At 67.3% G+C, this 20,493-nt stretch carries 19 protein-coding genes and 3 tRNA genes; 19 read left to right on the top strand and 3 right to left on the bottom strand.

Annotated elements, in window-relative coordinates; all coding sequences use genetic code 11:
• Nucleotides 1–64 precede the first annotated feature (64 nt).
• From AC3WR5_RS24065 to rng, 9 genes are read left to right on the top strand one after another with little or no spacing between them, the layout of a single operon-like run.
• Nucleotides 65–790 (top strand): YebC/PmpR family DNA-binding transcriptional regulator, encoded by a 726-nt coding sequence (locus AC3WR5_RS24065; RefSeq protein ID WP_141288297.1) that lies wholly within the window; start codon nucleotides 65–67, stop codon nucleotides 788–790.
• Between the two features lie 38 nt (nucleotides 791–828).
• Entirely contained in the window at nucleotides 829–2,118 is a 1,290-nt protein-coding gene (purD, locus tag AC3WR5_RS24070) for a phosphoribosylamine--glycine ligase (protein WP_492487708.1), read from the top strand.
• 15 nt (nucleotides 2,119–2,133) lie between these two features.
• Nucleotides 2,134–3,057, top strand: coding sequence for an oxygen-dependent coproporphyrinogen oxidase (gene hemF, locus AC3WR5_RS24075; RefSeq protein ID WP_492487710.1), 924 nt, complete (start codon nucleotides 2,134–2,136; stop codon nucleotides 3,055–3,057).
• Nucleotides 3,054–3,743 (top strand): nicotinate-nucleotide adenylyltransferase, encoded by a 690-nt coding sequence (gene nadD, locus AC3WR5_RS24080; protein WP_492487712.1) that lies wholly within the window; start codon nucleotides 3,054–3,056, stop codon nucleotides 3,741–3,743. Before hemF ends, nadD begins: the two co-directional genes overlap by 4 nt.
• The gene (gene rsfS, locus AC3WR5_RS24085) at nucleotides 3,744–4,571 is read left to right on the top strand and encodes a ribosome silencing factor (protein WP_492487714.1); all 828 of its coding nucleotides are present in this window, start codon (nucleotides 3,744–3,746) and stop codon (nucleotides 4,569–4,571) included.
• Nucleotides 4,572–4,584: 13 nt separating this feature from the next.
• Entirely contained in the window at nucleotides 4,585–5,052 is a 468-nt protein-coding gene (gene rlmH / locus AC3WR5_RS24090) for a 23S rRNA (pseudouridine(1915)-N(3))-methyltransferase RlmH (protein ID WP_492487715.1), read from the top strand.
• Nucleotides 5,053–5,103: 51 nt separating this feature from the next.
• Nucleotides 5,104–6,303, top strand: coding sequence for an acyltransferase family protein (locus tag AC3WR5_RS24095; protein WP_492487717.1), 1,200 nt, complete (start codon nucleotides 5,104–5,106; stop codon nucleotides 6,301–6,303).
• Nucleotides 6,304–6,305: 2 nt separating this feature from the next.
• Nucleotides 6,306–6,917 (top strand): Maf family protein, encoded by a 612-nt coding sequence (locus AC3WR5_RS24100; RefSeq protein ID WP_492487719.1) that lies wholly within the window; start codon nucleotides 6,306–6,308, stop codon nucleotides 6,915–6,917.
• A 54-nt stretch (nucleotides 6,918–6,971) separates the two neighbouring features.
• Entirely contained in the window at nucleotides 6,972–8,468 is a 1,497-nt protein-coding gene (gene rng / locus AC3WR5_RS24105) for a ribonuclease G (protein WP_492487721.1), read from the top strand.
• Nucleotides 8,469–8,510: 42 nt separating this feature from the next.
• On the opposite strand, the gene AC3WR5_RS24110 is transcribed toward rng, so the two are convergent.
• Together AC3WR5_RS24110 and msbA are read right to left on the bottom strand one after the other, a co-directional pair.
• Nucleotides 8,511–9,389: an aldo/keto reductase gene (locus AC3WR5_RS24110; RefSeq protein ID WP_492487723.1), complete on the bottom strand. Its 879-nt coding sequence runs from the start codon at nucleotides 9,387–9,389 to the stop codon at nucleotides 8,511–8,513.
• A gap of 26 nt (nucleotides 9,390–9,415) precedes the next feature.
• Entirely contained in the window at nucleotides 9,416–11,143 is a 1,728-nt protein-coding gene (gene msbA, locus AC3WR5_RS24115) for a lipid A export permease/ATP-binding protein MsbA (RefSeq protein ID WP_492487725.1), read from the bottom strand.
• A gap of 130 nt (nucleotides 11,144–11,273) precedes the next feature.
• Between msbA and tolB the strand changes: the two genes are divergently transcribed.
• The 10 genes from tolB (at nucleotide 11,274) to AC3WR5_RS24165 (ending at nucleotide 18,769) form a co-directional block, all read left to right on the top strand.
• Nucleotides 11,274–12,551, top strand: coding sequence for a Tol-Pal system beta propeller repeat protein TolB (gene tolB, locus AC3WR5_RS24120; RefSeq protein ID WP_141285985.1), 1,278 nt, complete (start codon nucleotides 11,274–11,276; stop codon nucleotides 12,549–12,551).
• Nucleotides 12,552–12,620: 69 nt separating this feature from the next.
• Nucleotides 12,621–13,169 (top strand): peptidoglycan-associated lipoprotein Pal, encoded by a 549-nt coding sequence (gene pal, locus AC3WR5_RS24125; protein WP_492487727.1) that lies wholly within the window; start codon nucleotides 12,621–12,623, stop codon nucleotides 13,167–13,169.
• A gap of 4 nt (nucleotides 13,170–13,173) precedes the next feature.
• Nucleotides 13,174–13,950, top strand: coding sequence for a tol-pal system protein YbgF (gene ybgF, locus AC3WR5_RS24130; protein WP_492487729.1), 777 nt, complete (start codon nucleotides 13,174–13,176; stop codon nucleotides 13,948–13,950).
• A gap of 123 nt (nucleotides 13,951–14,073) precedes the next feature.
• Nucleotides 14,074–15,189: a YeeE/YedE family protein gene (locus tag AC3WR5_RS24135; protein ID WP_492487731.1), complete on the top strand. Its 1,116-nt coding sequence runs from the start codon at nucleotides 14,074–14,076 to the stop codon at nucleotides 15,187–15,189.
• Nucleotides 15,186–16,013 (top strand): tRNA threonylcarbamoyladenosine dehydratase, encoded by an 828-nt coding sequence (locus tag AC3WR5_RS24140; protein WP_492487732.1) that lies wholly within the window; start codon nucleotides 15,186–15,188, stop codon nucleotides 16,011–16,013. Before AC3WR5_RS24135 ends, AC3WR5_RS24140 begins: the two co-directional genes overlap by 4 nt.
• A 16-nt stretch (nucleotides 16,014–16,029) precedes the next feature.
• Nucleotides 16,030–16,105 (top strand) — tRNA-Lys (locus AC3WR5_RS24145).
• A 55-nt stretch (nucleotides 16,106–16,160) separates the two neighbouring features.
• A tRNA-Lys gene (locus AC3WR5_RS24150) sits at nucleotides 16,161–16,236 on the top strand.
• 29 nt (nucleotides 16,237–16,265) lie between these two features.
• Nucleotides 16,266–16,341, top strand: a tRNA-Lys gene (locus AC3WR5_RS24155).
• 233 nt (nucleotides 16,342–16,574) lie between these two features.
• A complete protein-coding gene (locus tag AC3WR5_RS24160; protein ID WP_492487734.1) occupies nucleotides 16,575–18,401 on the top strand; it encodes an OPT/YSL family transporter in 1,827 nt (608 codons plus the stop codon).
• Between the two features lie 5 nt (nucleotides 18,402–18,406).
• On the top strand, nucleotides 18,407–18,769 hold the full coding sequence (locus AC3WR5_RS24165) for an arsenate reductase (protein WP_492487735.1): 363 nt from the start codon (nucleotides 18,407–18,409) through the stop codon (nucleotides 18,767–18,769).
• A gap of 23 nt (nucleotides 18,770–18,792) precedes the next feature.
• On the opposite strand, the gene AC3WR5_RS24170 is transcribed toward AC3WR5_RS24165, so the two are convergent.
• Entirely contained in the window at nucleotides 18,793–20,328 is a 1,536-nt protein-coding gene (locus AC3WR5_RS24170; RefSeq protein WP_492487736.1) for a Ppx/GppA phosphatase family protein, read from the bottom strand.
• Between the last annotated feature and the right edge of the window lie 165 nt (nucleotides 20,329–20,493).

Consider the following 20,493-nt stretch of genomic DNA (forward strand, 5'->3'; position numbering starts at 1 on the left):
TATCCAAGAAACTTGAAATGCCCCGGGTCGGCTTTGGCGTGCCCGGGCGCAGGAGAACTCTGTCATGGCTGGGCACTCGAAATGGGCCAATATCCAACACCGCAAAGGTCGTCAGGACGAAAAGCGGGGCAAGGCCTGGACGCGGGTCATCCGTGAAATCATGGTCGCGGCCCGGCTGGGCGGCGGCGATGTCTCGGCCAACCCGCGTCTGCGGTTGGCGGTCGAAAAGGCCAAGGCGGTGAACCTGCCGGTCGACACCGTCAAGCGCAACATCGACAAGGCCACGGGCAACCTCGAAGGCGTGAACTACGAGGAAATCCGCTACGAGGGCTACGGCATTGGTGGCGCGGCCATCATCGTCGACTGCATGACCGACAACCGCGTGCGCACCGTGGCCGATGTGCGCCACGCGTTCAGCAAGTACGGCGGCAACATGGGCACCGAAGGCTCGGTGGCCTTCCAGTTCAAGCACTGCGGCCAGCTGGTGTTCGCGCCGGGCGTGTCGGAAGACAAGGTCATGGAAGTGGCGCTGGAAGCCGGCGCCGATGACGTCATCACCGACGACGACGGCGCCATCGAGGTGCTGACGCCGCCGACCGAATTCGAGGCGGTCAAGAACGCGCTGGAGGCCGCCGGCCTGAAGCCCGAGATCGCCGAGGTCACGATGCGGGCCGAAAACACCATCGCATTGAGCGGCGACGATGCCGAGCGCATGCAGAAGCTGCTGGACGTGATCGAGGACCTGGACGATGTCCAGGAGGTCTATCACAACGCCGAACTCGAGCAGTAAATTCCAGAAAAACAATCAGAAAAGACGGCCCACCCATCATGAACATCCTCGTCATCGGCTCCGGCGGCCGTGAACACGCTTTGGCCTGGAAGCTGGCGCAAAGCCAGAAGGTGCAGCATGTCTTCGTGGCACCCGGCAACGGCGGCACCGCGCTGGACAAGCGCCTGACCAACGTGCCCATCACCGACCCCACGGCGCTGGCCGACTTCGCGCAGAAGGAAAAGGTCGGGCTGACGGTGGTAGGCCCCGAAGCGCCGCTGTCCCAGGGCGTGGTCGACATCTTCCGCGCCCGCGGCCTGCGCATCTTCGGCCCGACCAAGGCCGCCGCCCAGCTCGAAAGCTCCAAGGCCTTCGCCAAGGACTTCATGCAGCGGCATGCGATTCCCACCGCAGCCTACGGCACCTTCACCGATGCCGCCCAGGCGCATGCCTATGTTGACAAGATCGGCGCGCCCATCGTCGTCAAGGCCGATGGCCTGGCGGCAGGCAAGGGCGTGGTCGTTGCCATGTCGCTGGCCGAGGCCCACGAGGCGATCGACTTCATGCTCGAAGGCAATGCGCTGGGCGTGGTGCACAACGCCGGCGGCGCGCGGGTCGTGATCGAGGAATTCCTGCAGGGTGAAGAGGCCAGCTTCATCGTGCTGTGCGACGGCAAGCACGTGCTGCCGCTGGCCACCAGCCAGGACCACAAGCGCATTGGCGATGGCGACACCGGCCCGAATACCGGCGGCATGGGCGCCTATTCGCCGGCCCCGGTCGTGACGCCCAATGTGCACGCCCGCGCGATGCACGAGGTCATCCTGCCGACGATAGCCGGCATGGCGAAAGACGGCATTCCGTTCACCGGTTTCCTCTACGCCGGGCTGATGATCTCGCCCGACGGCCAGGTCAAGACGCTGGAGTTCAACACCCGCATGGGCGACCCGGAAACCCAGCCCATCATGATGCGGCTCAAGAGCGACCTGGTCGACGTGATGCTGCATGCCACGGATGGCACGCTGGACCAGGTCACGCTGCAATGGGACCGCCGCTTCGCGCTGGGCGTGGTGATGGCTGCCGCCAACTACCCGGCCGAGCCGCGCAAGGGCGACGCCATCACCGGCCTGCCGGCCAACGCCGCCGGCACCGAAGACGGCATGGTCTTCCATGCCGGCACGGTGGCCAAGGACGGCCAGACCCTGACCTCCGGCGGCCGCGTGCTGTGCGTGACCGCGCTGGGCGACTCGGCCCGCACCGCGCAGCAGCGCGCCTACGAGCTGATGCAGGGCATCGCCTTCGACGGCGCGCAGTGGCGCACCGACATCGGCCACCGCGCAATCAAGCGTTGAACCGGGAGCCATCGTTTGGTCGACACGCAGGCATTGCGCCGCTACTTCCTGGACCTCCAGGCCCGCATCGTGGGCCGGTTCGGTGAGCTCGAAGGCCAGGTTTTCCTGACGGATGCTTGGCAGCGCGAGCCTGGTGCCCGCTTGACCGGCGACGGCATTTCGCGCCTGATCGAAGGTGGCCGGCTGATGGAGCGTGGCGGCTGCAACTTCAGCCACGTGCAGGGCCAGCAGCTGCCGCCTTCGGCCAGCGCGCACCGGCCCGAACTGGCGGGTGCGCCGTTCGAGGCCATGGGCGTGTCGCTGGTCTTCCACCCGCGCAACCCCTATGTGCCGACGGTGCACATGAACGTGCGCTGCTTCGTCGCCAAGCCCGAGGGCCGCGAGGCGGTGGTGTGGTTCGGTGGTGGCATGGACCTGACGCCGTACTACGGCTTCGAAGAGGACGCGGCGCACTTCCACCGCACGTGCCGCGACGCACTGGCGCCGTTTGGCCAGGCGCTGTACCCGCGCTTCAAGCAGTGGTGCGACGAATACTTCTTCCTGAAACACCGCCAGGAGCCTCGCGGCATTGGCGGCATCTTTTTCGACGACTTCCACGAGCTCGGCTTCGAGCAGAGCTTCGCGATGACACGCGCCGTCGGCGACGCCTTCCTCGCCGCCTACGAGCCCATCCTGCAGCGCCGCCGTGACATGCCGTACGGCGAGCGAGAGCGCGATTTCCAGGCCTACCGGCGCGGGCGCTACGTCGAGTTCAACCTGGTGTGGGACCGCGGCACCCTGTTCGGCCTGCAGTCTGGCGGCCGCACCGAGGCCATCCTGATGTCCATGCCGCCGATGGCGAATTGGCGTTACGACTGGGCGCCTGAAGCCGGAACGCCGGAAGCGCGGCTCTACAGCGACTTCCTGCGGCCGAGGGACTGGGCAGGTGAAGGTCTGTGACGCGCAGCGGGCCGAGCGCCGGGCCGCCCCAAGCCGGCCCGCATCCCCTCGGGGGATCGACGAACGTACCCGTTCGGCGAGGGGCTCCACGGATCGGAATATTCGGCGGCAGCTTCAACCCGCCGCACCTTGCGCATCTGGCGCTGGCCCGTGTCGCGGTGCAGTCGCTGCAATTGGATGAGTTGCGCTGGCTGCCGGCCGGTGCGCCCTGGCAGAAGCCCGCTGGCGCGCTGGCGCCAGCGGAAGACCGGGCGGCGATGGTGCGGCTGTTGATGGCTGACGAGCCGCGGCAAACACTGGATTTGCGCGAGCTGCAGCGTCAAGGGCCGAGCTACACGGTGGACACGGCGCGCGAACTGAAAGCCGAGTTTCCAGAGGCCGAGCTGGTGCTGGTGATCGGCCAGGATCAGTACGCCAGACTCGACACCTGGCGGGATGCGGCACAATTGCGCTCCCTGGTCTCATTTGCCGTCGCTGCTCGCGAGGGCCGAACCCCCAGTCCGCCGGCCGCCTGGTCGGGCCTGGCACACGCCATGAACGTGCTGCCGCTGCCCCGTACCGACATCAGCGCCACCGGCATCCGCGAACGCATCGCTGCCGGGCAGCCGGTTTCACCGCTGGTCGGTGAGGCGGTGGCGCGCTATATTGATCAACACCTCCTCTACCGGGCGCCCCCCGGCCGCTGAATGGACATCCGCAAACTGCAACGCGCCATCGTCGATGGCCTCGAAGATGTGAAGGCCCAGGACATCGTGGTCTTCAACACCGAGCACCTGTCGCCGCTGTTCGAGCGTGTCATCGTGGCCTCGGGCACCAGCAACCGCCAGACCAAGGCGCTCGCTTCCAGCGTGCGCGAATCGGTCAAGCGCCAAGGCCTGCAGGTGCTGCGCACCGAGGGTGAAGACAACGGCGAATGGATCATCGTGGACTGCGGTGCTGCCGTGGCGCACATCATGCAGCCCGCCATTCGCGACTACTACCGCCTCGAAGAGATCTGGGGCGGCAAGCCGGTCAAGATCAAGCTCGGCAGCAGCCAGGTCTCGCTGGTCAAGGCTTCCGAAGAGGAAGAAGAGGACGATGAACCGGTTGCGAAGCCGGTGAAGACCGCCAAGCCGAAGAAGGCCTCGGCCAAGGCCGAAGCGCTGGCGACGCCCACGTCCCGCCCGGCCCGCAAGACCAGCGGCGGCAAGCTGGCCAAGCCGGAAGCACGGCCGGAGCCCATGCCCAGCGCCAAGGCCGTGGCCAAGGCTGCAGCCGCCAAGGCAGAAGCCAGGAAGACGGCCGCCAAGGACGCGGCCAAGAAGGCCATTGCCAAGGCCACGCCGGTCAAGACCCTGGTCGTCAAGCCGGTGGCCGCCAAGAAGGGCGTCATCAAGACTGCCGGCAAGTTGCCTGCCAAGAGTGCCACGCGGGCGCCAGCCAAGGCTGCGCCTGCCAAGGCCGCACCTGTGAAGGCTGCCGCAAAGAAGGCGGCGCCGGCCAAGAAGGCCGCACCGCGCAAGACCGCGCGCTGAGCCGCAGCGCCTGATGCGCCTCGTGCTTGCCGCCGTCGGCCAGCGCCAGCCGGCCTGGGCTGACGCGGCCTACGAGGACTTCGCCAAGCGTTTCCCGGCCGATGCGAAGCTGGAGCTGAGGGCCGTCAAGGCCGAGCCGCGCGGTGGCAAGAGCACCGAGCAGCTGATGGCCGCCGAGGCCTCGCGCCTGGAAGCGGCCTGCCCCAAAGGGGCCCGCCGCGTCATCCTCGATGAGCGCGGCACCCGCCTGACCACCGCGGAGCTCGCGCGTCGTTTCGAGTTCTGGTTGGGTGATGGGCGCGACGTGGTGTTTTTCGTTGGCGGTCCCGATGGCCTGGACCCGGCCCTGAAGGCCACGGCCGACGAGACGCTGCGCCTGTCCGACCTGACCCTGCCGCATGCCTTTGTGCGCGTGTTCCTGGCCGAGGCGCTTTACCGCGCCTGGTCACTGCGCAACGGCCATCCTTACCACCGCGAGTGAGCCGCGTGGCCTGAGCCGCGGTGTTCGACGCGTTTGCTGTTGCCCTTCGCCTTGAACACTGCCGCCGCGCCATTGCCGTTCCATGCCTCCCGTTCGCTGCGCGTCGACACGCTGCGCGGCGTGGCCATCCTCAGCGTGCTGGTGCTGCACTTCACGCTGGCCTTCGGGCTGCTGAAAAGCCCGCTGGGCGACCTGCTCGGCAAGCCGCTGCTGGGGGTGCTGACACTGCGCGGCAACTACGGTGTGACGCTGTTTTTCGTGATCTCGGGCTTCCTGATCACGCGCCAGGTCCTGCAGCGCGATGGCGGGCTGGCGAACATCGACCTGCGCCGCTTCTACGTCGAGCGTGCCAGCCGCATCCTGCCGCCGCTGCTGCTGGCGCTGGCAGTCATCGTGCTGCTGGGCTGGGTCGGCGGGCTGCCGTATTTCGGCAGTGACCAGCACGGGCCGCCGCTGCCCGCGCAGCGCTGGTTGATTGCGCTGGCCTCGGTGCTGGGCTTCTGGCACAACCTGCTGATGCAGCAGGAAGGCTGGGGCTACTTCCACTATTGCCTGAACGTCTACTGGTCACTGTCGGTCGAAGAGGCGTTCTACCTGCTGTTTCCGCTGCTGTGCCGCTTGCTGAAGCGGCCTCTGTGGATCGCGCTGGCGGCTGTTGCCTTGCTGGTGCTGGGGCCGGTCTACCGCACGCTGCACCCAGGCAACGACATCGATTTCCTCTACGCCTATCCGGCCTGCTTTGACGCCATCGCGGCGGGCGTGTTGTGTGCGCTGGCCAGCCAGCGCTGGCGGCTGCCGGCGCGCTGGGCTGCGCCTGTGCGCTGGCTGGCGGTGGCAGGCATGGTCGCGGTGTGGAGCCAGTCCTTCATGGCCCATCCGGGCTGGACCTTCAGTGCGCTGCTGGGCTGCACCGCCATCTGGTTGTGGGCTTCGCGAGGCCCGCAGCCGGTGGTCGTGGGTTGGCGCGGGCGGCTGGACAGCTTGCTCACGCCGCTGCGCTGGCTGGGCCGCCACAGCTACGAGCTGTACCTGTTCCATGTGCTGGTGCTGGCCGGGCTGCTGCAGTTCTTTCAGCGCGACACCTTGCAACCGGTCCAGCGCCTGCCCTTGCTGGCGGTCTTCCTGCTGCTGAGCGTGTTGGTGGCCTCTGGCGTGTCGCGCTGGGTGGGCGAACCTGCACTGAGGTTCCTGCGCGCACGCTGGACAGTGCGTGCTGCAGCGCGTTCTCGGCAGAGTGGCGCCGTCGCCTGAGAATGCCGGCCATGCACGCCTTTGTCTACCTCGCCTCCCAAAGCCCGCGCCGCCGCCAGTTGCTGGACCAGCTCGGCGTGCGCCATGAGCTGCTGCTGCCTGCGCCGGACGAAGACGCCGAGGCGCTGGAGGCCGAGGTGCGCGGCGAACTACCGGCCGACTATGTGCAGCGCGTGACACGCAACAAGCTGGTCGCTGCGCGCGAGCGCTTGAAGGCCCGTGGGCTGCCGGCGGCGCCGGTGCTGTGCTCTGACACCACGGTCGCGCTGGGCCGGCGCATCCTCGGCAAGCCGGTGGACGCGGCGCATGCGCTGGCCACGCTGCAGGCCCTGTCCGGCCGCAGCCACCGGGTGTTGACGGCCGTGGGTGTGCACGACGGCCGGCGCAGCCGCTTTGCGCTCAGCCTGTCCAGCGTGCGCTTTGCAGAGATCCCCCTCGAAGTGCTCAGCCATTACGTGGCCAGTGGCGAGCCGTTTGGCAAGGCCGGCGCCTATGCCATCCAGAGCTCGCTGGCCGGCTGGATCGCGCGCATCGCCGGGAGCTACTCCGGTATCATGGGTTTGCCCCTTTACGAGACAACCCAGCTGCTGCGCCAGGCCCGCGTGCGATTCTGACGACGCCGTGCCGGCAGCCGCAGGGTCAGGCCAACAGGCCACCGGCCGCCACGCATGCACGACATCCTGATCAACTGGTCCCCACAAGAGACCCGGGTCGCCATCATCGAAAACGGCGCGGTGCAGGAACTGCACCTGGAGCGCTCGCTGGAACGGGGCCTGGTCGGCAACGTCTACCTCGGCAAGGTCGCCCGCGTGCTGCCCGGCATGCAGAGCGCCTTCATCGACATCGGCCTGGAGCGCGCCGCTTTCCTGCACGTGGCCGACCTGCACAGCAGCGGCCCGCACCACGGCAAGGGCGACAACGGTCGCGGCGACGGGACCAACGCGCCGCCGCTGCCGATCGAGAAGCAGGTCTTCGAAGGCCAGACGCTCACGGTGCAGGTCATCAAGGATCCCATCGGCACCAAGGGCGCGCGGCTGTCCACGCAGATCAGCGTGGCCGGTCGCATGCTGGTCTTCCTGCCGCAGGACAACCACATCGGCATCTCTCAGAAGATCGGCTCGCCCGAAGCGCGTGAGCAGTTGCGCACGCGCATGCAGGCGCTGGTTGGCAAGCCCGAAGAGGGCGGTGGCGGTGGCTTCATCCTCCGCACCAATGCCGAGGAAGCCAGCGACAGCGAGCTGGGCGACGACATTGCCTACCTGCGCAAGACCTGGGGCCTGATTCGCCAGCGCGCGGTGTCCCAGCCGGCCGGCTCGCTGCTGCACCAGGACCTGGGCCTGGCCGAACGCGTGCTGCGCGACCTGGCAACCGAGCAGACGCAGGCCATCCGCATCGATTCGCAGCAGCAGTTCGATCTGCTGAAAGCCTTTGGCACGGCCTACACGCCGGCCTCTTCCGCCAAGCTGGAGCACTACCGCGGCGAGCGGCCGATCTTCGACCTGTTCGGCATCGAGGAAGAGATTGCCAAGGCGCTGGCGCGGCGTGTGGACCTGAAGTCCGGCGGCTACCTGATCATCGACCAGACCGAGGCGCTGACCACCGTCGACGTCAACACCGGCGGTTTTGTCGGCGCGCGCAATTTCGACGACACCATCTTCAAGACCAACCTGGAAGCGGCACTAGCCATTGCCCGCCAGCTGCGCCTGCGCAACCTGGGCGGCATCATCATCGTCGACTTCATCGACATGGTGCGCGAGGAGCACCAGAACGCGGTGCTGAGCGAATTCAGGAAGCAGCTGGGGCGCGACCGCACCAAGACCACGGTCAGCGGCTTCACGCAGCTGGGCCTGGTCGAGATGACGCGCAAGCGCACCCGCGAATCGCTGGCCCACATGCTGTGCCAGCCATGCCCCACCTGCACCGGCCGCGGCCAGGTCAAGACAGCGCGCAGCGTCTGCTACGACATCCTGCGCGAGATCCTGCGCGAAGCCCGCCAGTTCGACCCCAAGGAATTCCGCGTGCTCGCCAGCGCCTCGGTGGTCGAGATGCTGCTGGACGAAGAAAGCCAGCACCTGGCCGACCTCTCCGCCTTCATCAAGAAACCGATTTCGCTGTCCGCCGAGCCGACGATGAACCCGGAGCAGTACGACATCGTGCTGATGTAGCTTGCTGCCCACGAGGGCCGCGCTCGCGGCCCTCGTCGGATGTCAGGCCACTTCGCGTCCCGCGCCGGCCATCCAGATCCGGTACCAGTCCTCGGCGCTGAGTTCGAGCTTGGTCGCGGCCATGGCTTCGTGGGCGGCTTCCAGGCGGCGTGAGCCGATCACCGGGATGGGTTGGCAGGGCAGGCGCAGCAGCCAGGCCAGGGCCAGCGTGGTGGCGCTGGCACCGCCCAGGCGTTCCCCCATTTCGGCCAGCACGGCGCGCACGGCCAGCGAGCGTTCGTCGGTGCCTGTGAACAGGCGGCCGCCGGCCAGCGGGGACCAGATCATCGGGCGCAGGCGCAGCTGTTGCATCTGGTCGAAGCTGCCGTCGTCCAGCGGGTCCAGGTGCAGCGGCGAGCATTCGAGCTGGTTGGTCAGCAGTGGGAAGCGGCTGTTCAGCAGCGCGAACTGCGAGGCGGTGAAATTGGACACCCCGAAGTTCAGCACCTTGCCTTCGCTGCGCAACTGCTCGAAGCAGCGCGCGAGCTCATCGGCGTTCAGCAACAGGTCAGGGCGGTGGATCAGCAGCAGGTCCAGCCTGTCCGTCTGCAAGGCCTTCAGCGAGGCTTCGACGGAAGCGCGCACGTGCGCGGCCGAGCTGTCATAGGACTTGATCGCGTGGCTGGGCCGGTTCGGCGTGCTCAGCTTGATGCCGCACTTGCTGACCAGCTGCATGCGCTCGCGCAAGCCAGGCGCTGCGGCCAGCGCCTCGCCGAACAATGCCTCGACCTCGTAGCCGCCATAGATGTCGGCATGGTCGAAGCTCGTCAGGCCGCGCGCGATGCAGCCCTCGATCCAGGCCAGGCGCTGCGGCACGTCGAGTTGCCATTCGGACAGGCGCCAGGCGCCGGCGACGATGGGGGAGAGCTTCAGGTCGTTCATGGAATGCGGTGAAGGGGGTCGTTCTTTCAGCTGCGGAATTGCATGCCGTGCAGCCGCGCGTACAGGCCGCCTTGCGCGAGCAACTGCTGGTGGCTGCCTTGTTCGACCACGCGGCCGCCGTCCATCACGACGATGCGGTCGGCGCGCTCGATTGTGGCCAGCCGGTGAGCGATGACCAGCGTGGTGCGGCCCTGCATCAGCCGGTCCAGCGCTTGCTGCACCAGATGCTCGCTTTCGGCATCCAGTGCCGACGTGGCTTCGTCCAGGATCAGGATGGGCGCGTCCTTGTAGATCGCGCGGGCAATCGCCATGCGCTGGCGCTGGCCGCCGGAGAGCTGGCTGCCGTTGTGGCCGATGGGGCTGTCCAGCCCCTGAGGCAGGCTCATCACGAAGTCCAGCAGGTTGGCGCTGCGCAGCGCCTCGCGCACGCGCTCTACGTCGGTCTCTTCGCCCAGCGCCACGTTGTTGGCCACCGTGTCGTTGAACAGCACCACGTCCTGGCTGACCAGCGCGAACTGGCGGCGCAGCGCACCCACGTCCCAGTCGACCAGCGGCACGCCGTCCAGCATCACGCGGCCGCTGTCGGGCTCGACGAAGCGCGGCATCAGGTGCACCAGCGTGGACTTGCCGGCGCCCGAGGGGCCGACCAGTGCCAGCGTTTCGCCGGCGCGGATGTCCAGCGTCACGGCGTCCAGCGCCTGCGGCTGGTCCGGGCGGTAACGCAGGTTCACGTTGTCCAGTTGCAGGTGGCCGCTGCTGCGCTCGACCTGATAGCTGCCGCCGGTCTCGGCCGGGCTGTGCTCGATCATGTCCAGCCCGCGCTCCAGGGCGGTCAGGCCACGGGTGATGGGGGCCATCACGTCCGACAGGTGCTTGATCGGCGTGATCAGCATCAGCATCGCGGTGACAAACGAGACGAAGCTGCCGACCGAGGCGCCGCTGGAGCGCGCATGCCAGAGCGCCACCACGATGACGCCCGACATCGCCACAGAAGCCAGCACCTGCGTCAGCGGCGTGATGCTGGCGCTGGAGGCGACCGACTTCAGCAGCAGGCTGCGCAGGCGCGCGCTGCCCTTCTCGAAGCGCGCGGCTTCGATCTTGGCGGCGCCGTGCATGCGCACGATGCGCCAGGCCAGCACGTTTTCCTCGACCACGTAGGCGAGCTCGTCGGTGGCCACTGCGCTGGCCTTGCTGAGCTTGCGCAGCCGCCCGCCCACGGTGCGCATGACCCAGCCCACGGCTGGCAGCAGCACCGAGACCAGGAGCGTCAATTGCCAGTTCAGATACATCAGGTAGCCGAACAGGCCGATCAACGTCAGCGAGTCCCTCACCATCGTGTTCATGCCGTTCATCATCTGCTGCGCACCAGCCTGCACTTCATGAACGAGGGTGTTGGTCAGGCTGCTGGCGCTGCGGCTGCCAAACAGGATGGGCGCGGCCTTCATCAAATGATCGAACATGGCGGTGCGCAGCGACTGCACGCCGCGGTTGGCCGCCCAGGCGAGCGAATACTGAGAGACGAAGGCGGACACGCCGCGCAGCACGAACAGGCCGATCACCACGGCCGGCACCTGCCACAGCGGCAGCGAGCCTTCCTTGAAGCCGCGGTCGATCAGTGGCTTCATCAAGGCCGCAGTCATCGGCTCGGTGGATGCCACGAGCACCGAAGCGAAGGCGGAAATGGCCCAGGCGCCGCGGCCGCCTTTGAAATGGGGTGCGAGCCGGCGCAGGCGCTGGAAGAAGGACTGGGTCATGTTCTTTGGAGAGAGGCCGGAGCGAGCCCGGCGGCGATTATCGGTGTTGCTCTGCCTACAATGCGCCGCAGCCCACAATTGACGCCGGCATGGAACTTGTTGCGCGTTTTTGGAATCGAGCCCTCTACGCATGTGGAACAGACGTAATGCTTTGGGCGCGCTAGGCGCCCTCGGAACCACGGCCGCTTTGCCGGCCCTGGCCCAATTTCGAGTCGAGATCGCCGGCATCGGGGCGACCCAGCTGCCGATTGCGCTGCTGCGCTTCCGCGACGAGGAGAACAGTTCGCAGCCCATCTCGCCGGTGATCCGGGCCGACCTGGAGCGCAGCGGCCTGTTCCGCTTCGTTGACGGTGCGGCCCAGCACGACGAAACCGGCAGCCCGTCCTTCAACGACCTGCGTGGCCGCGGCGCGGATGCACTGGTCGCCGGCTCGGTCGCCCGGCTGGCCGACGGCCGCTTCGACGTGCGCTACAAGCTGTGGGACGTGGTCAAGGGCAGCGACCTGGGTGGCCAGAGCCTGGCCGTGCCGGCCCCCGACCTGCGGCTGGCGGCTCACCGCATTGCCGATGCGATCTACGAGAAGCTCACCGGCGAGAAAGGCGTGTTCGCGACCCGCATCGCCTACGTGACCAAGGGCGGTGGCCGCTACGCGCTGCGCGTGGCCGATGCCGACGGCGAAGGCGGCCAGGTCGCGGTCACCAGCGGCGAGCCCATCATCTCGCCAGCCTGGTCGCCCAATGGCAAGGAACTGGCCTACGTCTCGTTCGAGTCGCACAAGCCGGTGGTGTATGTGCAGGACACCTCGACCGGGGCGCGCCGCCAGGTGGCCAACTTCCGCGGCTCGAACAGCGCACCGGCCTGGTCGCCGGACGGCCAGACGCTGGCAGTGACGCTGTCGCGCGAAGGCGGCTCGCAGATCTTCCTGATGCCGCGCGAAGGCGGCACGCCGCGCCGCGTGACGCAGAGCAGCGCCATCGACACCGAGCCTGCCTTCACGCCGGACGGCAGCGCGCTGTATTTTGTCAGCGACCGCGGCGGCTCGCCGCAGATCTACCGCCAGCCGGTCAATGGCGGCAATGCCGAGCGCGTGACCTTCAACGGCAGCTACAACATCAGCCCGGCCATCAGCCCTGATGGCAAGACGCTGGCCTTTGTGCAGCGCCAGGGCGGCAGCACCTTCAAGGTCATGACCATGGACCTGGCCAGCGGCAACCTGACAACCGTCAGCGACACCAGCGACGACGAAAGCCCGAGCTTCTCGCCCAACGGCCGCTTCCTGATCTACGCCACCCGCACGCGTGGCCAGGAAGTGCTGATGACTTCCACATTGGATGGCAAGATCAGGACCCGCCTGCTCACCAGCGGGCAAGACATTCGCGAACCGGTCTGGGGCCCCTTCGGCCGCTGAGCACAAAGCCCAGTCTTCGCGAGCCAACGCTGCACCACAAGCTGCATCACTTACAACAAGGAGTCTTCCATGTCCCAGTCCCTGTCCTTTTCGCCCATTCAACGCGCCGGCCTGGGCGCCATGCTGGCAGCCACGCTGCTGGCCGCTGGTTGCGCCTCCAGCGTGAAGCTGGACGACACGCCGGTCGAGACCCGCACCCCGAAAGCGGTCGACAGCCAGCCGCCCGCGCAAACTTCGCAGAGCGGCGTCAACACCGTGGACCTGAACAAGAATGACCTGGGCGCTTCGGCCGTCGGCAAGGTTGTGTACTTCGACTTCGACAGCTTTGTCGTCAAGGAAGAGTTCCGCTCGGTGCTGGAAGGCAATGCCAAGATGCTGAATGCCAGCAAGCAACGCAAGCTGACCATCGAAGGCCATACCGATGAGCGCGGTGGCCGCGAATACAACCTGGCGCTGGGCCAGAAGCGCGCCGAGGCGGTGCAGAAGTCGCTGGCGCTGCTGGGCGTGGCCGACGGGCAGATGGAATCGGTCAGTTATGGTGAGGAGCGTCCGGCCGTGCAGGGCAGCGACGAAGCTGCCTGGGCCAAAAACCGCCGCGCCGAGCTGAAGGACCGCTGAGACCATGACCCGCTGGCTGAAATTCCTGCCTGCCGCCCTGGCGCTGTCCGGCCTGTGGCTGTCGGCAGTGCCGGCCCATGCGGGCGTGTTTGATGACGACGAGGCCCGCAAGGCCATCCTGGACCTGCGCAGCAAGCAGGCCCAGACCGAAACAATGCTCCGCACCCGGCTGCAGGAGCTGGCCGACCAGGTCCAGCAACTGCAGCGTGGCCTGCTGGACCTGAACAGCCAGAACGAGCAGCTGCGCGCCGAGATGGCGCGCATGCGTGGCCAGGAAGAGCAGATGCTGCGCGACCTGTCCGAAGTCCAGCGTAAGCAGAAGGACATCCAGGTCGGCGTGGACGAGCGCATGAAGAAGTTCGAGCCGCAGCCGGTCTCGGTCGATGGCAAGGACTTCAGCGCCGATCCGGAAGAGAAGAAGCTTTACGACGACGCGATGGCCAGCCTGCGCAACGGCGACTTCGACAAGGCGGCTGTGGGTCTGCAGAGCCTGATGAAGCGCTACCCGTCCAGCGGCTACACCGACTCGGCGCGCTACTGGCTGGGCAATGCGCAATACGGCCTGCGCCAGTACAAGGACGCGATCGTCACCTTCAAGGCCTTCCTGGCTGGTGCGCCAGAGCATGTGCGCGCGCCAGAAGGCTGGCTGGCCGTGGCCAACTGCCAGGCCGAGATGAAGGACAACAAGTCCGCCAAGCGCACGCTGGAAGACCTGATCAAGCAGTTCCCGAAATCCGAAGCAGCTCAGGCTGCCAAGGAGCGTCTCGTCTCCCTGAAATAGCCCACCCCCTACGCGCTGACGCGCGCCCCCTCGAGGGGGCGCCGCTGGCGGACCGGCAGAGCCGGATCCGCGGCGGTCGCTGGGTTTCGGTTGTGGTTTGGCACGGATCCTAAAATCGCGGCCATGCAGCAAATCGACATCCCGGCCCTGACCCACCAGGTGCTGTGGGCCACGTTCATCCTGTCGGTGGCCTTTGGTGCGCTGGCTCAGCGCAGCCATTTCTGCACCATGGGCGCAGTGGCCGATGTGTTCCACATGGGCGACTGGACCCGCGCCCGCATGTGGGTGATGGCGATTGCCACCGCGATGATGGGCTTCGGCCTGCTGGCCGGCTTGGGCCTGATCGACCCTGCGCGTGCGCTCTACACCGCGCCGCGGCTGCTGTGGCTGTCCACGCTGGTCGGCGGCGCGCTGTTCGGCTTCGGCATGGTGCTGGCCTCGGGCTGCGGCAATAAGACGCTGGTCCGCATTGGCGGCGGCAACCTGAAGTCGCTGGTGGTGTTCTTCGTGATGGCTTTTGCGGCGCTCGCCGCGCTGCGTGGCATCACCGGCGTGCTGCGCGTCAACACGCTGGACAAGCTGGCCGTCACGTTGCCGGTTGGCCAGGACCTACCGGCGCTGCTGAGCACCAGCTTCGGCGCCACCCGCCAGACGCTGGGTCTGGTGCTGGGCCTGGCGGCTGGCGCGCTGCTGTGGCTGTGGGTGCTGTCGAAGCCGGAAGGGCGCGCGCCGGAAGCCGTGGTCTCGGGTCTTGGCATCGGGCTGCTGGTGGCTGCGATGTGGTGGGTCTCAGGCCACCTTGGCTTCATTGCCGAACACCCCGATACGCTGGAGCCGACCTACCTCGCGTCGTCGACCCGTGGCATGGAGTCCTTCAGTTTTGTCAACCCGATGGCCGCGGTGGTGGACTGGCTGACGATGTACAGCGACGCGAGCAAGGTGTTGACGATGGCCGTGGTGATGCCGGTCGGCGTGGTGCTGGGATCGGCTGCAGTCGCGCTCGCCACGCGCACTTTCCGCTGGGAAAGTTTCGGTGGCGTGGAAGACATGGCCAACCACCTCGTCGGCGCGCTGCTGATGGGCACCGGCGGCATCCTGGCGCTGGGCTGCACCGTGGGGCAGGGCCTGAGCGGCCTGTCCACCTTGTCGGTTGGCAGCGTGCTGGCGACAGCCGCCATCGTGGCTGGCGCCTGGGCTGCCTTGCACTACCAGAGCTGGCGCGTGGAGCGCATGGGATGAGCGGGCTCACTGATCCCCTGGAAGCCGACCTGGAGCGGCGCTTTGGCGGCCTGAGGCGGCTGTATGGCGACGCTGGCTACCGACGGCTGCGCGGGCTGCGGCTGGCCATCGTGGGCGTGGGCGGCGTCGGCTCCTGGGCCGCCGAGGCGCTGGCGCGCTGCGGCGTGGCCGAGTTGGTGCTGATCGACCTGGACCAGGTCGCCGAGTCCAACATCAACCGCCAGGTGCAGGCCGTCGGTGCCACCGTGGGCCAGGCCAAGGTGCTGGCGCTGGCCGAGCGCATTGCGGACATTCATCCCGGCTGCCGGGTGCGCCAGGTCGAGGAATTTGCCGAGCCTGGCAACTGGCCGGCGCTGTTGCCAGGCCCCATCGACGGGCTGATCGACGCCTGCGACCAGGTCAAGGCCAAGGCGATGCTGGCGGTCTGGGCGCTGGCGCAACGCGTGCCCATGGTCTGCAGCGGCGCGGCCGGTGGCAAGCGGCAGCCGCACCGGCTGGAAGTGGAGGACTTGTCCGCCGTCACGCATGACCCGCTGCTGGCCTCGCTGCGCAACCGGCTGCGGCGCGAGCATGGCGCGCCGCGGCAAGGCCGCATCGGCTTGCGCTGCGTGTTTTCGCGTGAACCGGTGCTGATGCCGGAGGCGGCCGAAGCCTGCGAGGTGGATGGCAGCCTGAACTGTGCCGGGTATGGCTCGTCGGTGATGGTGACGGCCAGCGTGGGCATGGCGGCGGCGGCGGAGCTGGTGGCCCTGTGCCTGGCTGCGCCGGCGCAAAATGCGATTGATGGTGCAAAACCGTTGCAAGCCGTCAAAAGCATGCCATAATAGATGGCTCTGCCGGGGGTTGTTAGCTCAGTCGGTAGAGCAGCGGACTTTTAATCCGTTGGTCGTGGGTTCGAATCCCGCACAACCCACCAGATGATTTCAGAAGGTGCCTGGTTTTCCAACTTGTTGGGAGCCAGGCGTCGCTTGGGGCTCTTAGCTCAGTTGGTAGAGCAGCGGACTCTTAATCCGTAGGTCGAGTGTTCGAGTCACTCAGGGCCCACCAAGTTTTTCTTCTGTCATCGCAGACCCCCAGGGCTCTTAGCTCAGTTGGTAGAGCAGCGGACTCTTAATCCGTAGGTCGAGTGTTCGAGTCACTCAGGGCCCACCAAAATTAAGATTGAAAACAAGCACCCAGGTCAAAAGCCTGGGTGCTTTTTTCTTGGCCGTTTGCCTCTGCCGCTGGCACGGTTCTGGCGTGGTCATGGCGTTGCTCCCAGTGGTGCCTGTTGGTGCTTTCCGGGGAGAATCCGCTGTTTGCCATGTTGCTGCCGCCCCGCGTATCCCTGCGGGTTTCAGGCGTCGACCGGCATCGATGCGAACCGCCATCTTTTCTAGCTTGACATGACCACTTCTACTTCTGTTCCCATGGCCGGGCCGGCCGACGTGCCCTCCGGCCAGCGCTGGAACTGGCTGCCGCGCCAAGGCAGCTGGGGCTATCACGCACTGCTGCTGACACTGGGCATCCTGGTGCTGGGCCCGCTGGGTGGCGTCACGGCCTCCTACATGAATTTCTCGCTCGGCTTTTTCGTCGGCGGCCAGGTGCTGGCCGGCCTGCTGGGCTCGGTGGTCACGCTGGGCTACGGCTCTGACGGCAAGCACGGCGCCAACTTCATCCAGACGGCGGCCGCCTCGGTCGCCGGCATGAGCGCGATGGGCGTGCTGATCCAGGCCATGGTGTGGATGGGCATGCCGCAGCCACCGGTCTGGCAGTTGATGCTGTACATGCTGTGCATCGGCATGCTGGGCGCAGGCGTGGGCATGCTGTACACGCCCATCCTGGTCGACAAGCTGCAGCTGCCTTACCCCTCGGGTTTCGCGGTGGCCAACATCCTGCGCGCGCTGACCGACCCGGTGCTGCTGCGCCGCTCGGTGGCCAAGCTGGGCAGCGGCATCGGCTTCGGCCTGGCTGGCGGCGTGGCCGCGGCCAAGGTGGCCTTCATGGGCACCATCGAGCTGTCCACCTCCACGCTGGGCGCCGGCATGCTGGTCGGTGCGCGCATCGGCATCCCGGCCATCATCGCCGGTGGCATCGGCTGGGCGCTGGTGCCGTACTTCATCTCCATCGGCTGGCTGCATGAAGGTGACCCGTTCCGCAAGATCATGTTCCTGATCGCGCTGGGCACCATCATGGGCGCGGCCATCATCGACCTGAGCCTGATCTTCTGGCAGGCCTGGCAGCGCCTGACCGGCAGGACCGCGGCGCCGACGGCGACCGTCGAATCCTGGAAGCGCGTGGACAGCAAGCGCATGTTCATGTGGGTTGGCTTCTGGGCCGTTGCCACCGTGGGTGTCGGCCACTATGTGCTGAACCAGCCGGTCTTCTACCTCGTGTTCGCGGTGCTGCTGGTGTTCCTGTTCGCGATGGTCAACGGCATCTCGCAAGGCATCAGCGACTCGAACCCGATCTCGTCGGCCTTCGTCGTCTCCATCGTCATGATGGCCGCCATCGGCCTGAAGGACCCGGCCATTGGCCTGATGGCCGGCACCGTGCTGCTGGTCTCGGTCAGCGTGGCCGGCGACATGCAGCAGGACCGCTCGACCGGCGCGCGCCTGGGCACCAGCCGCACGCTGCAGTTCCGCTACCAGGTCGCGGGCATCTTCGTCGGTGCGGTCGTCGCGGTGGGTTTTGCCAAGCTGTTCATGGCCGCCTACCCGGTGCTGCTGCTGGACCAGACGGTGATGAAGGCCGGCGAGCAGCCGGCCGAATGGAGCGCGGCGATGACCTACAAGTTCGTCGGCGTGCTGCGCAGCCTGACGGATGACAAGCCTTACCAGCGCACGGCGATCTGGGTTGGCGTGGGCATCGGCTTTGCGGTCGAACTCGCGCGCAAGCTGATCAAGCGCAACGCTGGCTACCAGCGCTTCGTTGCTTCCGGCAAGCCAGGCTTCTGCACTGACTTCGTGTTGGACGCGGTGGTGCTGCCTTCCCCCTATGCGTGGTCCTTCGGTGGCTTCGTGAACCTGAACACCTCCGCCTGGTTCGCCATTGGCGGCGTGATCTCCAGCTTCCTGAATTCGCTGCCCAAGCCAAAGCCCAAGCCGGGCGAAACCGAGCTGCCGGAGGACATGAGCTCTTCGTCGCTGTTCGGCGGCGGCCTCATTGCCGGTGACGCACTCGCCGCGCTGGGCCTGGGCGTGATCGGCCTGCTGGCCACATTGGCGGGTTGAACCCGATGACCAAGCTCTATGGCATTCCGAACTGCGACACGGTCAAGCGCGCCCGCGCCTGGCTGGCCGAGCAGGGCGTGGCGGTCGAGTTCCACGACTTCAAGAAGCAGGGCGTGCCGGCCGAACGTGTGCCGGCCTGGCAGGCTGCTGTTGGCTGGCAGCCGCTGGTGAACCGCCAGGGCACGACCTGGCGCAAGCTGGCTCCCGAAGTGCAGGCCGCGGTGGTGGATGCGGCCAGCGCGCAGGCGCTGATGCTGGCCGAGCCCAGCGTCGTGAAGCGCCCGGTGGTCGAGTGGCCGAATGGCCGCATCACGGTCGGTTTTGTGCCGGCCGACTGGGCACCGCTGGCTTCAGCCGCCCTCGGCTGAAGCGCTGCAGCCCTGGCGCTGCGTTATCGCTTGGCCGCGCCGATCACCAGGCTGATCGGCAGCGTCGGGTCTGACCAGGCCTGCGCCTCTTCACGCAGCAGGTGCAGCGTGCGCGGATGCAGGTTGGCCCACTCGGCACCGGTCTGCAGCGTGACCTTGTCGGCCTTGCGTTGCAACTGCAGCGATTGCGGCGTCGGTTCGTCGCCGCCGCGGGCGTGGCACAGGATCACCGCCAGCCGCAGGCTCAGCAGTTGCAGCACTGCATCGCCGCGGCGGATCAGCTCGTCCACCTTCTTCAGCCCGCCGCGCTGGCCCAGCACCAGCTCGGCCAGCTGGCGTTGCTCGCTTTGCGACCAGCCTGGCGCGTCCACATGCGCCAGCAGGTAGGCGCTGTGGCGGTGGTGGTCATGGTGCGAGACCATGCGGCCCAGCTCGTGCAGTTGGGCCGCACGGCGCAAGGCGGTCAGGGCCTGTTCGTCGGGCTGCGCCGCCAGTTGTGTGTACAGCTCGGTGGCCACATCGGTGACGCGGGCGGCCTGAGCGGTGTCGACTTCAAAACGCTTTTGCAGCACGCGCACGCTGTCCGCGTGGGCATCGCCGCCGGGCGCGCGTTCATGCGCCAGCAGCCTGTCGTGCAGGTCGACGATCACGCCCTGGCGCAGCGCGCCCTTGGCGGGCAGCAGCGCGTCAATCTGGAAATGCATGGCCAGTGTGTAGAGGATGGCCAGCCCACCGCCGATCACCGGCTTGCGGTCCGCCTTCATGCCTGGCAGGTTCAGCTTGTCGGCGCTGCCGGCTTCGATGCAGCGCTGCATCAGCCAGCGCAGGCCGTCGGGTGTGATCCGGCCATCGGTCACGCCGCAGTCCCGCAGCACTTCCGAAACCGCGCCCGCGGTGCCCGAAGAGCCCAGCGCCTCTTTCCACAGCGAACGGGCAAACGGCTGCAGTGCCTCTTCGAACTCGGCGCCAGCGGCGATCTGCGCGGCACGGAAGGCCTCGGCGCTGAAGCGGCCGTCGGCGAAATAGCGCATCGACAGGCTGACGCTGCCCACCTGGAACGACTCGGCGCGGCTGGGCGTGCGGCCGCAGCCGAGGATCATCTCGGTCGAGCGCCCGCCAATGTCGATCACCAGCCGCTCGGCATGCGAAGGCTGCAGCTTGGCAACGCCGGCATAGATCAGCCGCGCTTCTTCGCGGCCGGAGATGACTTCGATCGGAAAGCCCAGCGCCTCCTGGGCGCGGCGCAGGAAGGCATCACGGTTGCGGGCTTCGCGCAGCGTCTGCGTGGCGACTGCGCGCACCTGGCCTGGCCGCATGCCGGAGAGGGTGCCGGCGAAGCGGCGCAGGCAGGCCAGGCCACGTTCGCTGGCTTCTTCGGTCAGCAGGCCCTGCGCATCCAGGCCGGCGCCCAGGCGCACGGTTTCCTTCAGATACTGCAGCCGGCGGTAACGGCCATCGCGCAATTGCCCGATCTCCAGGCGGAAGCTGTTGGAGCCCATGTCGATGGACGCGAGCGGGCCCGAGGCGGGCGGTTGGGCAAAAGACGCGGCGAGAGGCATGGGGCGGCATTGTGCCCCGTGGTGGCTGGCGGCTTGGTGAAGCCGGCACTGCGTCTGGACGATGACCGGGCGGGACGCGGGAGATGGGCCTGGCTTTTAGAATCTCATATCCTGATCACAGCGAGAGGAGGCCGCTTATGAAGCACACGTCATTGCCGGACACCG

Source organism: Ideonella sp. FW305-24 (assembly GCF_058788035.1).